The 11,989-nt window shown below is 69.2% G+C and carries 9 protein-coding genes and 1 pseudogene; 5 read left to right on the top strand and 5 right to left on the bottom strand.

Annotation, left to right across the window (positions count from 1 at the left end; genetic code table 11):
• Positions 1-132, top strand: a pseudogene (locus ACNPM4_RS20215) (carbohydrate ABC transporter permease); the annotation flags it as partial.
• A gap of 5 nt (positions 133-137) precedes the next feature.
• Here the strand turns inward: ACNPM4_RS20215 and ACNPM4_RS20210 are convergent.
• On the bottom strand, positions 138-1,145 hold the full coding sequence (locus ACNPM4_RS20210) for a LacI family DNA-binding transcriptional regulator (RefSeq protein WP_029263743.1): 1,008 nt from the start codon (positions 1,143-1,145) through the stop codon (positions 138-140).
• Positions 1,146-1,294: 149 nt separating this feature from the next.
• Between ACNPM4_RS20210 and ACNPM4_RS20205 the strand changes: the two genes are divergently transcribed.
• From ACNPM4_RS20205 to rhaS, 4 genes are read left to right on the top strand one after another with little or no spacing between them, the layout of a single operon-like run.
• Positions 1,295-2,824 (top strand): sugar ABC transporter ATP-binding protein, encoded by a 1,530-nt coding sequence (locus ACNPM4_RS20205; RefSeq protein ID WP_029263744.1) that lies wholly within the window; start codon positions 1,295-1,297, stop codon positions 2,822-2,824.
• Complete coding sequence (locus ACNPM4_RS20200; protein WP_029263745.1) at positions 2,821-3,849, top strand: ABC transporter permease; 1,029 nt, start codon at positions 2,821-2,823, stop codon at positions 3,847-3,849. The genes ACNPM4_RS20205 and ACNPM4_RS20200 overlap by 4 nt, the downstream gene beginning before the upstream one ends.
• A complete protein-coding gene (locus ACNPM4_RS20195; protein WP_448986961.1) occupies positions 3,846-4,895 on the top strand; it encodes an ABC transporter permease in 1,050 nt (349 codons plus the stop codon). Before ACNPM4_RS20200 ends, ACNPM4_RS20195 begins: the two co-directional genes overlap by 4 nt.
• Before the next feature lie 55 nt (positions 4,896-4,950).
• Complete coding sequence (gene rhaS / locus ACNPM4_RS20190) at positions 4,951-5,994, top strand: rhamnose ABC transporter substrate-binding protein (protein WP_029263747.1); 1,044 nt, start codon at positions 4,951-4,953, stop codon at positions 5,992-5,994.
• A 206-nt stretch (positions 5,995-6,200) separates the two neighbouring features.
• On the opposite strand, the gene ACNPM4_RS20185 is transcribed toward rhaS, so the two are convergent.
• From ACNPM4_RS20185 to ACNPM4_RS20170, 4 genes are all read right to left on the bottom strand, one after another.
• The gene (locus tag ACNPM4_RS20185; protein WP_448986960.1) at positions 6,201-7,598 is read right to left on the bottom strand and encodes a rhamnulokinase; all 1,398 of its coding nucleotides are present in this window, start codon (positions 7,596-7,598) and stop codon (positions 6,201-6,203) included.
• A gap of 106 nt (positions 7,599-7,704) precedes the next feature.
• Positions 7,705-9,741, bottom strand: coding sequence for a bifunctional aldolase/short-chain dehydrogenase (locus ACNPM4_RS20180; protein WP_448986959.1), 2,037 nt, complete (start codon positions 9,739-9,741; stop codon positions 7,705-7,707).
• A 94-nt stretch (positions 9,742-9,835) separates the two neighbouring features.
• Positions 9,836-10,597, bottom strand: a complete 762-nt coding sequence (locus ACNPM4_RS20175; protein ID WP_448986958.1) for a DeoR/GlpR family DNA-binding transcription regulator — start codon at positions 10,595-10,597, stop codon at positions 9,836-9,838.
• Positions 10,598-10,631: 34 nt separating this feature from the next.
• A partial coding sequence (locus ACNPM4_RS20170; RefSeq protein ID WP_448986957.1) for a hypothetical protein occupies positions 10,632-11,989 on the bottom strand: 1,358 nt, incomplete at its 5' end.

Genomic DNA, 11,989 nt, shown 5'->3' with positions numbered 1-11,989 from the left:
CAGTCGCAGACCGAGCTCGACGTGTTCCTCGCGGCCCTCGCGATCGCGACCCTCATCCCGATCGCGATGTTCCTGATCTTCCAGTCGGTGTTCCTGCGCTCGGCCGGACTCGGGGGTGCAGTGAAGGGCTAGTCGGCTCAGCCGGTGGTCGAGCGCCGCACGATCAGTTCGGGCGGGAACACGGTCTGCCGGGGGATGCTCTCGGGGTCGGAGGCCTCTTCGAGCACGATGCGCAGGGCCGTGCGCCCGATCATCCGGCTGGGCTGTCGGATCGATGAGAGCGGCACCGCGGCGGCGGCGGCGAAGGGGATGTCGTCGAACCCGATCAGCGCGATCTCGTCCGGGACGAGCACCCGTCCCCCGGCGACGAGTGACTGCAGCAGACCGAGCGCCAGCAGGTCGTTCGCGGCGAACAGGGCGTCGGGCCACTCTCGGCGCGGCCGGGTGAGCAGCTTCGCGCCCGCGGTGGCTCCCTCCTCCACCGTCATGGCCGAGGTGGGGACGACCTCGAGGTCGACGTGCACCGAGGCGTTCTCGGCGGCGGCGCGCGCACCGGCGAGCCGATCGGTGACCTGGCGCATGTCGAACGGGCCGCCGACGAAGGCGATGCGTCGTCGCCCCGCCTCGATGAGGTGCTCGACCGCGAGACGTCCGCCCGCGACGCTGTCGACGGAGACCGATGAGAATCCGCTGTCGGCGCTGAACCTGTCGACGAGCACGGTGGCGATCCCGCTGGCCCGGAATCGGCGCAACTGCGTCATGACATCGCCGTACGGGGCGATCAGGAGGCCACGCACCTGCTGCTCGCGGAAGAGGTCGAGGTACACCTTCTCGCGGGAGGGGTCGTCGTCGGTGTTGCCGTAGAGGATCGCGATGCCATGGCTGGACGCCTCGTCTTCGGCGCCGCGCACCACATCGCTGTAGAACGGGTTCTGACCGTCGAGGACCACGAAGCCGACCGTCGTGCTGATGCCGGCGCGCAGTTTGCGGGCGGCGTCGTTGCGCACGTACCCGAGTTCCTCGATGGCCCGGCTCACGCGCGCCACCGAATCGCTGGAGACCTCTTCCGGACGGTTGAGGACGTTCGAGACGGTCCCGACCGACACCCCGGCGCGGAGGGCGACATCACGGATGCTGACCGGCACGGCTCTCCTCTCGACGTCGGGCGGATCACGGTTCGGGCATCAGGGGTTGACCTGCGGCCCGCATCACATACACTAGCCTGAAACCCACCTGAATCGATTCAGGTAGATTCATTCCGCACAAACATCCCCCTCAACGGAGAGGAAAGCCCGTGGTCGACGAAGCACCCGCCCGCAGTGCTCCCCCCACCGCGCTCGAGCTGCACCGTGTCGTGAAGTCCTTCGGGCCCGTCATCGCACTGCGCTCCGGAAGCCTCACGCTGCAGTCGCGGTCCATCCACGCCCTCATCGGCGAGAACGGCGCCGGCAAGTCGACGCTCGTGAAGATCATGGCCGGGCTCTACCGGCGTGACTCGGGCGACTTCCGTCTGCACGGCGAAGACGTCGACTTCACGAGCACCGCCCAGTCGAAGGCCGCGGGCATCGCGGTGATCTACCAGGAGCCGACGCTCTTCCCCGACCTCTCGGTCACGGAGAACATCTTCATGGGTCGGCAGCCCACGGGTGCTCTCGGCCGCATCGACCGCAAGGCCATGCGCACCGAGGTCGATCAGATATTCCGTCGCCTCGGGGTCGCACTCGACCCCGACCGCATCACCGAGGGCCTCTCGATCGCCGACCAGCAGATCATCGAGATCGCCAAGGCCATCTCGCTCGACGCCAGTGTGCTGATCATGGATGAGCCGACCGCGGCGCTCAGCGGCGTCGAGGTCGATCGGCTGTTCGCGGTCGCACGGAGCCTGCGTGATGAGGGTCGCGCGATCCTGTTCATCTCGCACCGCTTCGACGAGGTGTTCGACCTGTGCGACACGGTCACCGTGATGCGCGACGGTGCCTACATCGACACGACGCCCATCGCCGAGACCACGGTCGACGACCTCGTGCGGCAGATGGTCGGCCGTGACGTCACCGAGCTCTTCCCGAAGCAGGCGGCCGAGATCGGCGACCCGCTCCTCGAGGTGCGCGGACTCACCAGCCCCGGTGTCTTCCACGACATCTCCTTCACCGTCCGCGCGGGCGAGATCGTCGCACTCGCCGGACTCGTCGGCGCCGGCCGCAGCGAGGTCGCGCGCGCCGTGTTCGGTGTGGACGGCTACCGCGAGGGCGAAGTGCGGATGCTCGGCGCCGGTGTGCCGCGCCGCAACCCCACCGCCGCCATGCGCCACGGCCTCGCCCTCGTGCCGGAGGACCGTCGCAAGCAGGGCCTCGTGATCGACGCGAGCGTCGGCGGCAACATCACCCTCGCCATCCGCCGCACCCTCGCCAAGTGGGGCCTGATCACCACCGGCATGGAGAACCGTGCGGCAAAGATCTGGGCGTCTCGCCTCGAGGTCAAGACGCACGCGCTCGACACCGTGGCGGCCACCCTCTCCGGCGGCAACCAGCAGAAGGTCGTGCTGGCCAAGTGGCTGGCTACCGACCCGCGAGTGCTCATCATCGACGAGCCGACCCGAGGGATCGACGTCGGCACCAAGTCCGAGGTGCACCGGCTGCTCTCGCAGCTGGCGGGCGAGGGGATGGGGATCCTGATGATCTCGTCCGAGCTCCCCGAGGTGCTCGGAATGGCCGACCGCGTGCTCGTCATGCGTGAGGGCCGGATCACCGCCGAGCTCGACCGGGAGGACGCCACCAGCGAGAACGTCATGTTCGCCGCCACGCACGCATCGGAGCAGCACGCATGAGCACCACGGCACTGGCGACACCTGCCCCCGCCTTCGCGAAGAAGCCCGGCGGCATCGGCCGTGCACGCGAACTCGGCATCTTCGCCGCCCTCGTCCTGGTGGTCGTCGCGGCCACCGTGAAGAACCCGAACTTCCTGTTCAGCGCCGACGGGTGGCGCGACCTGCTGCTGACCCCGTCGATCCTCGTGCTCGTGGCCGTCGGCCAGGCGATCGTCATCATCACCCGCAACGTCGACCTCTCGGTCGGCTCGGTCATGGGGCTCACCGCCTTCCTGACCGGACGGCTCTTCATCGACGTGCCCGGCATCCCGATCCCGATCGTCGTCATCGCCGCCGTGATCTTCGGCGCTCTCCTGGGGTTGGTGAACGGCGCACTGGTGGCCTTCGCCAAGGTGCCGGCGATGGTGATCACGCTGGGCACGCTGTATGCCTACCGCGGCATCAACGTGCTCTGGACCGGCAGCGACCAGGTGCACCCCTCCGATCTCCCGAAGGACTTCCTGCGCCTGGGAACCCAGCAGATCCTCACGATCCCGGTGCTCTCCATCGTCGCGATCATCGTGCTGGCGCTCGCCGCCTGGTACATGCGCAACACCCGCGGTGGCCGCGAGTACTACGCGATCGGATCCGACCCGGGAGCCGCCGAGCTCTACGGCCTCAAGACCACCCGCCGGGTGCTCAGCGCGTTCGTGCTCTCCGGCGCTCTGGCAGGCCTCGCCGGTGTGTTCTACGTGACGCGATACGGGTCCGTGAGCTCGCAGGTCGGCTCGGGCTGGGAGCTGGATGCCGTGGGCGCGGCCGTCATCGGCGGCATCGCGATCACCGGCGGCGTCGGCTCCGTGTGGGGGGCGGCCATCGGCGCGATGCTGCTGATGACCATCAACCGGGCCCTGCCCATCCTCGGCATCCCGGACTTCTGGCAGCGCGCCGTGGTCGGTGTGCTCATCATCGGCGCGATCGTGCTCGACCGGCTGCTCGCCGTACGACAGAGACGGCAGCTCATCGAGGCAAGGGACGAATCATGACCACGACCACCACCTCCGGGGTCCGAGTGATCCGGGACTACGACCAGCCGCTGTGGCGGCGCATCCTCATCAACCGCGAGTTCGCGATCATCGGCCTGCTCGTGCTGGTCGTGATCGTGTCCGCCGTGTCGATCCGCGGGTTCGCGCAGCCCATCACCGTCAACTACCTGCTGCTCGACGTCGCCCCGATCCTGCTGATCGCCCTGCCGATGACCCTCGTCATGATCACCGGCGAGATCGACCTCTCGGTCGGTTCGATGGTGGGTCTCGCGAGCGTCGTCACGGGGGTGCTCACCGAGTCGGGTGCGCCGTTCGAGGTCGCCGCCCTGGCCGCCCTCGCGGTCGGTGTCATCGGCGGAGCGTTCAACGGCTTCCTCGTCACGGTCGTCGGGCTGCCGTCACTCGCCGTCACGATCGGAACGCTGGCGCTGTTCCGCGGACTCGCGGTCGGCCTGCTCGGGACCACTGCGGTGACCGATTTCCCGGAGATGTGGACGGCACTGGCGAAGGCGAAGATCGCCGGCACCACCATCCCCTACATCGTGATCCCGTTCCTGATCCTGCTCGCGATCTTCGTCGTGGTGCTGCATTTCACCCCGTTCGGTCGCGGCATCTACGCGATCGGGCTCTCGAAGGACGCCGCCCGTTTCTCGGGCGTGAACGTCGAGCGGACGAAGTTCATCCTCTTCATGCTGTCGGGGGTGGTCGCCGCGTTCGCCGGCATCTTCTACACGCTCCGCTTCGGCAGTGCCCGCGGCGACAACGCCACCGGGCTCGAGCTCCAGGTCATCGCGGCCGTGGTCCTCGGCGGGGTGTCGGTGTTCGGCGGGCGCGGGCACCTGCACGGCGTCGTCGCCGCGGTACTCCTGATCGGGGTGCTCGGCAGCGGGCTCCGTCTCGCCGGCGTCACCTCCGACGTCATCAACATCATCACCGGTGGCCTGCTGATCTTCTCGGTCGTCGCAGCCAGCGTCCTCGCCTGGGCGCAGCGCGTCCGTGCCAAGGCCGGGCCACCGCTCCGCGTCGCAGCCTCTCCCGCACCATGAGGCAGCCTCTCGCCGTCGGCATCCGCCCGCGGTGATCATCACGAAAGGAAGAACAATGACGTTTGCACGCAAGAGGGTCTCGGCGTTCGCCGCCGTGGCCGTCGCCGCAGCGCTCGTGCTGACCGGCTGCGCCGACACCGGCAGCGGGTCGGGCGACGCAGGCTCCGGCGAGGGCGGCGGATCCGACAACCTGTCGATCACGTTCCTGCCCAAGAACCTCGGCAACCCCTACTTCGACACCTCCAGCGAGGGCGGCAAGAAGGCCGTCGAGGAGTTCGGCGGCACGTTCGCCGAGGTCGGCCCGGCCGAGGCCACTCCCGACGCCCAGGTGAGCTACATCAACACCGCCACGCAGCAGGCGGTCGGCGCGCTCGTCGTCTCGGCGAACGACCCCAAGGCCATCTGCGACGCACTCAACGAGGCGCGGGACGCCGGCGTGAAGGTCGTCACCTTCGACTCCGACACCAACCCCGAGTGCCGCGACCTGTTCATCAACCAGGCCGACTCCGAGGGAATCGCCAAGGTGCAGATCGATCAGATCGCCGAGCAGATCGGCGGAGCGGGCGAGATCGCCGTGCTGTCGGCATCGGCCAACGCCACGAACCAGAACGCCTGGATCGAACTGATGAAGGAGTACGTCGCGAGCGACTACCCCGACATCACGATCGTCGAGACCGTCTACGGCGACGACGAAGACCAGACCTCGTTCGACAAGACGGCGGCCCTGCTGCAGAGCCACCCGCAGCTGAAGGGCATCGTCTCGCCGACCACGGTCGGCATCGCGGCAGCGGCGCGCTACCTCTCCACGTCGGACTACAAGGGCAAGGTCGCGCTGACCGGACTCGGCACGCCGAACCAGATGCGTGAATACGTGGAGGACGGCACCGTCACCTCGTTCGCGCTGTGGAACCCGGCCGACCTCGGCTACCTCTCGGCCTTCGCAGCCAAGGCACTGGTCGAGGGCGACATCACCGGCAAGGAGGGCGACACCTTCGAGGCGGGTGACCTCGGCGAGTACGAGGTCGGCGCCGACGGCGTGGTCCTGCTGGGAGACCCGTTCGTGTTCAACGCGGACAACATCGGCGACTTCGACTTCTGAGTCGCCTCGCACGAGGGCGTCGGGGCTTCGGCTCCGGCGCCCTCTCGCGTACGCCTCGGGGCCGCTTCGCATGAGCCCCGGCGTCGGGAGGGTTTCTCGGCGATGGGCGGATGCCTGTCCCGCGATCGTCCGCCCGACGGCGAGAACTCCGCCTGAGGCGTGGACCCCGCGACGCGTGAGCGCGGGTCAGCGCGGGTCAGCGCGGATCAGCGCGGGTCGAAGCGCGTTGGAGCGTGCGTCGCGGCGACCACGGCGCGCAGCTCCTCGAGCGACGCGGGCGCGGCGCCGAGGGCTCGGGCCTGGACGAGCACGTTGCCGAGAGCCGTCGCCTCGACCGGACCCGCGAGCACCGGCAGGCCCGTGCGGTCGGCCGCGGCCTGGCACAGGAGTCGGTTGAGCGATCCGCCGCCCACGAGATGGATGCTGTCGAGCTCGCGGCCGGAGAGATCCGCGGCCGTTTGCACGGCGTCCGCGAAGGCCGCGGCGATCGACTCCACGATCGAACGGGCGAATGCCGGTCGGGAGCTCGGGGCACGGTCGCCGAGGAGCGCCGCGATCCGTCCCGGCATGTCGCCGGGCGAACTCAACGACGAGTCGTTCGCATCGAACACCGGCACCTCGTCGGCGACTGCGGATGCCGCGGCGAGCAGCTCCGGCAGATCGATGCGTGAACCGTCTTCGGCCTCCCAGGCGCGCACGGTCTCGCTGAGGAGCCAGAGCCCCGTGACGTTGTGCAGGAACCGATACCGACCGTCCACGCCGAGTTCGTGGGTGAAGTTCGCGGTGCGAGCGGCATCCGTCAGCACCGGCTCCGTGAGCTCCACGCCGACCAGGCCCCACGTTCCGCAGGAGATGTACGCGGATCGCGGCGAGGAGAAGGGAGCGGCGACGACGGCCGATGCGGTGTCGTGCGAGCCGACCGCGATCACGGGCAGGTCGATGCCGATGGTCGCCACGAGCTCGGGCCGAAGGCGGCCGATGGTCGTGCCGGGATCGACGAGCGGCGGGAGGATGCGCGACGGGATGCCGAGGCGACCGGCCAGCTCGTCGTCCCAGTCGCCGGATTCGACGCCCAGCAGACCGGTGGTCGAGGCGTTCGTGCGCTCGGCCACCGCGACACCGGTGAGTAGGAAGGCGATGAGGTCGGGGATCAGGAGCGCAGCATCGGCCTCGGTGAGGCGCTCGTCGACGCGGTACTGGTACAGCGTGTTGAAGGGCAGGAATTGCAGGCCGTTGCGCTGATACAGCTCGGTGAACGGCGCGATCGCGTGCACTTCGTCGACGCCACGCGCAGAGCGCTCATCGCGGTAGTGGAACGGCTCGGCGAGCAGCTCGCCGTCTTTAAGCAGGCCGTAGGCGACGGCCCACGAGTCGATGCCGATGCTCTCGATGCGCGGTTCACGGCGGACGGCCTCGGCGAGTCCTGCCACGACGTGCTCGTACAGGGCGGCGAAGTCCCAGTGCAGTCCGTCTGCGCGCGCGACCGGTCCGTTCGGGAACCGCGACACGAGCTCGAGGTCGAGTTTACCGTCGCCGATCCGCCCGATCATCACGCGCCCGCTGGTTGCGCCGAGGTCGACCGCCGCGACGGCCCGGACGCTCATCGGGGCTCTCCGTTCGTCGAGTGCACGGCATCCGCCCGAGTGCACGGCCGGTCGACGTGAACAGGGCGTGCACTCGGCGCGAAGCCGTGCATTCGACGGATGGGAGTCATCGCAGGAACGCCGCGGCGACGCCGGAGTCGACGGGGATGTGCAAGCCCGTGGTGCGGCTGAGCTCGGGGCCCGTGAGCACGTAGACCGCGTCCGCCACGTTCTCGGGGACGACCTCGCGCTTGAGGATCGTGCGGTTGGCGTAGTACTGGCCGAGGTCCTCTTCCGCGACACCGTAGGTCGCTGCGCGGTTCGCGCCCCAGCCCGAGGCGAAGATGCCGGAGCCGCGCACGACGCCGTCGGGGTTGATGCCGTTCACGCGGATGCCGAACTCGCCGAGCTCGACCGCGAGCAGGCGCACCTGGTGGGCCTGGTCGGCCTTGGTCGCGGAGTAGGCGATGTTGTTCGGACCGGCGAAGACCGAGTTCTTCGACGAGATGTAGATGATGTCGCCGCCGAGCTTCTGATCGATGAGCACGCGCGCGGCGGCCTTCGACACGAGGAACGAGCCCTTGGCCATGACGTCGTGCTGCAGATCCCAGTCCTTCTCGGTGGTCTCCAGCAGCGGCTTCGAGAGCGAGAGCCCGGCGTTGTTCACGACGAGGTCGACGCCGCCGAATGCGAGCACCGCCTCGTTCAGCGCGGCCCGCACGGCATCGGCATCCGCGACGTTCGCGGCGACGCCGATCGCGACATCCGTGTTCCCGAGTTCCGCGGCGGCGGCCTGGGCCTTCTCGAGGTCGAGGTCGGCGATCACGACGCAGGCGCCCTCGGCGGCGAGACGGGTGGCGATGGCCTTGCCGATGCCGGAGGCGGCGCCGGTGACGAACGCGATGCGGCCCTGGTGCGTCTTCGGCTTCGGCAGGCGCTGCAGCTTGGCCTCTTCCAGTGCCCAGTACTCGATGCGGAACTTCTCGGCATCCGAGATCGGCGCGTAGGTCGACAGCGCCTCGGCGCCGCGCATCACGTTGATCGCGTTGACGTAGAACTCGCCGGCGACCCGGGCGGTCTGCTTGTTCGCGCCGTACGAGAACATGCCCACGCCGGGGATCAGCACGATGAGCGGATCGGCTCCGCGGATGGCGGGCGACTCGGCGGTGGCGTGCGCGTCGTAGTAGGCCTGGTAGTCGGCGCGGTACTGCTCGTGCAGCTCGTGCAGTCGGGCGATCTGCTCCTCGGCGGAAGCCGTGGCAGGCAGATCGAGGATCAGCGGCTTGACCTTGGTGCGCAGGAAGTGATCGGGGCAGCTGGTGCCGAGGGCGGCCAGCTCGGGCGCCTTCTCGGATGCCAGGAAGTCGAGGACCACATCGGCGTCGGTGAAGTGTCCGACCATCGGCTTGTCAGTCGATGCGATGCCGCGGACGGTGCCGGCGAGGGCCGCTGCGCGCTCGCGGCGCTCGGTCGCGGCCAGAGCCTCGAAACCGGAGCGGACGCCGCCGAACGGCTGAGCCTTGCCGTGCTCGGCGATGTATGCGGCCGCGGTGTCGATGATCCACAGCGAGTTGGCCTCGGCCTCTTCCGAGGTGTCGCCCCAGGCCGTGATGCCGTGGCCGCCGAGGATGGTGCCGATCGCCTGCGGGTTCTGCTTCTTGATCGCGGCGATGTCGAGTCCGAGCTGGAAGCCGGGGCGACGCCACGGGACCCACACGACCTTGTCGCCGAAGATGGTCGCGGTCAGCGCCTCTCCGTCGGCGGCCGTCGCGATCGCGATGCCGGAGTCGGGGTGCAGGTGGTCGACGTGCGCGGCGTCGACGAGCCCGTGCATCGCGGTGTCGATCGAGGGGGCGGCGCCGCCCTTGCCGTGCAGGCAGTAGTCGAACGCGGCGACCATCTCGTCTTCCCGGTCGATGCCGGGGTACACGTCGACCAGAGCGCGCATGCGGTCGAGGCGCAGCACAGCGAGGCCGCTCTCCTTCAGGGTGCCGAGGTCGCCACCCGAGCCCTTCACCCACATGAGCTCGATGGGCTGCCCCGTCACGGGGTCGGTCTCGGTGCCCTTGGCGGAGGTGTTCCCGCCGGCGTAGTTCGTGTTCTTGGGGTCGGCGCCGAGGCGGTTCGACCGAGCGATCAGGGCGGCGGCAGTGGGGTTCGTCATGACTCTCCAAGACAGGGGCGATGCACACGACCATGTGCACTCATGCTGTTACTTCTTGTGAAAGATAACACGAAACCACGTCAGTGCGAAGTGGTCAGAGGATGTCGGCGGTCTGCCGGAAGGCGTTGAGGCGCTCGTCTCCCGGGTCGAGTTCCGTGATGAGCACCGAGATCTCCTCGCGTTCCAGTGCGCGGGCGACGGAACGGCGTTCGAGCTTGCTGGAGTCGATGCACACCACCGTGGTGCCGGCGTTCGCGGCCATCGCCTGCTTCAACTCCGCCTCGTCGACCGACACCTCCGAGGTGCCGTCGGTGCTGTCGAGTGCATCTGCCGACGAGAAGAAGATGTCGAAGTACACCGATCGCATGCTCCGGCGCGCGATCGGTCCCACGAGGCTGCCGGTGGTCGGCTCGGCCGTCCCGCCGGAGATCACCGCTGTCACGCCGTCGAGTGGTTGCAGCAGTTGGAACGACTCGAACGAGTTCGTGTACACGGTGAGTCCGGTTCTCGGGCCGATGATCGAGGCCAGCATGTTGACCGTCGAGGAGGCGTCGAGCGCGATGCTGCCTTGAGCGGGAACGAGCCGGAGCGCCTTCTCGGCGATCGCCCGCTTGGCGCTTGCGCGGATGGCCCGCCGCGCATCGAACGGGCGAGCTCGCGGAGCCGCGGTCGCCCCGCCGCGCACGCGCCGCACGCGCCCCTCGGCCTCCAGCTCGAGGAGGTCGCGCCGGATCGTCATCGACGACACGGAGAAGAGCTCGGCAGCGGCCTCGATCATGACGCCCTGGGGGCTGTTCGCGAGGTCGACGAGTTCGTCTCTGCGGCGCTGCGCCTCGAGATTGCCGGAAAGAGCCATGGGAGGAATCTATCCGGTGTGCGAGGGGCCGACGCTATCGGGTGCGACGTCGACGGGCCGCGCTCGACAGGTGGATCAGTGCAGCTCCGAGCGTAGCCGCGAGTACGCCGGCCAGCAGTGCCGGGAGCGGTTCGGACCCGCTGTCCGCCAGGACGGGGCCGCCCGTCGGCGACGGATCGGGCGTGGCCGGTGCGGCGGCGAAGCCCACCGATGTCGCTGCGGGCGCGAGCAGCCCGGTGAGTTCGTAGGCGGTCGGATCGAGGACGTATTCGCCCCCGGACGAGACGAGGTCCAGCGCGAGCGAGCACGAGACGTCCGTCGGTCCGAGGCTGCCGCGACCGACGATGCTCGCCGACGTCACGTCGAGCGCGCCGTTCGGGCAATCCGTCTCGATGGCGGGGTCGTCCGCGGGAACGAGACCAGCGGGCAGGGCGAGGTCGAAGCTCCATTCCGGTTTCGCCCCGCTGGGCACGATGGGCGATCCTGCGAGATGCGTATTGGTGACGGTGAGCAGCAGGCGGGCCGGCTGGTCGGCGGCGTAGTGATCGCCGCTCGGGGGCGCCGCGATCACCGCATCGAGCTGCGGAGTCGTGTCGATGAGGGCGAGATTGTCGAAGGCGTTGTCATCGCCACCGCCGCCACCCAGAGTGTTGAGCAGCGCCACCTCCATGCTCGTCGACCGCGCCAGCAACGAGGTGAGTCCGCTGAAGGTGCCCACGTTGTTCCCGTTGATCTGGTGGACGGGCAGGTCGCACGCGGCGATCGGTCCGGGAAAGGCGGCGACCGGAGGGGAAACGCCGTCGTCGAGCTGCACCGCCAGGTCGACGGGGTTCGTGGTCCAGCAGTTCGCCTGGGCCACATCGACCGTCGCGGTGTAGTAGTGCCCGGCGATCACCGGCACCGCGGTCGCGGCCATCACTCCGGCGGGCGAGTCTCCCTGGGTGTAGGAACTCACCGCGTGATTCGCGGTGGGCTCGGCGCGGGGCACGGACGGATACGGGTAGTCGGGGTCGGCGGCCCAGGATCCCAGGGTCCTCGCGAGGCTGCGCGACTGGTTCCAGCCGTCCTGCAGGCAATCCGCCGCCTGGGAGGCGGTGGGAACGGTCGAGACGTCATCCCCGGCGACGATGAGCCCGTTGCAGAACTGCCCGTTCCATGTGGGCTCGGCGCTGTAGCGCTCGCCGCCGCGGCCGACGTATCCCGGCACCGGCGGGGCGATGCCGTCGTCGTAGTCCGCGATCGTCTGCACGAACTCCGGTGTCGCCGGAGGCACGGGGCCCTCGAAGCCCTCATACAGCACCACGGTCGGCGCTCCCATGACTCCCGGCGACCCCGGTGCGGCAGTGGCAGTCGAGGCGCCCGACGCGATGATCACGCCGAGCGCCGCGGGGG

The organism is Microbacterium umsixpiens (assembly GCF_053543675.1).
This window is presented reverse-complemented; position numbering and strand designations above follow the sequence as displayed.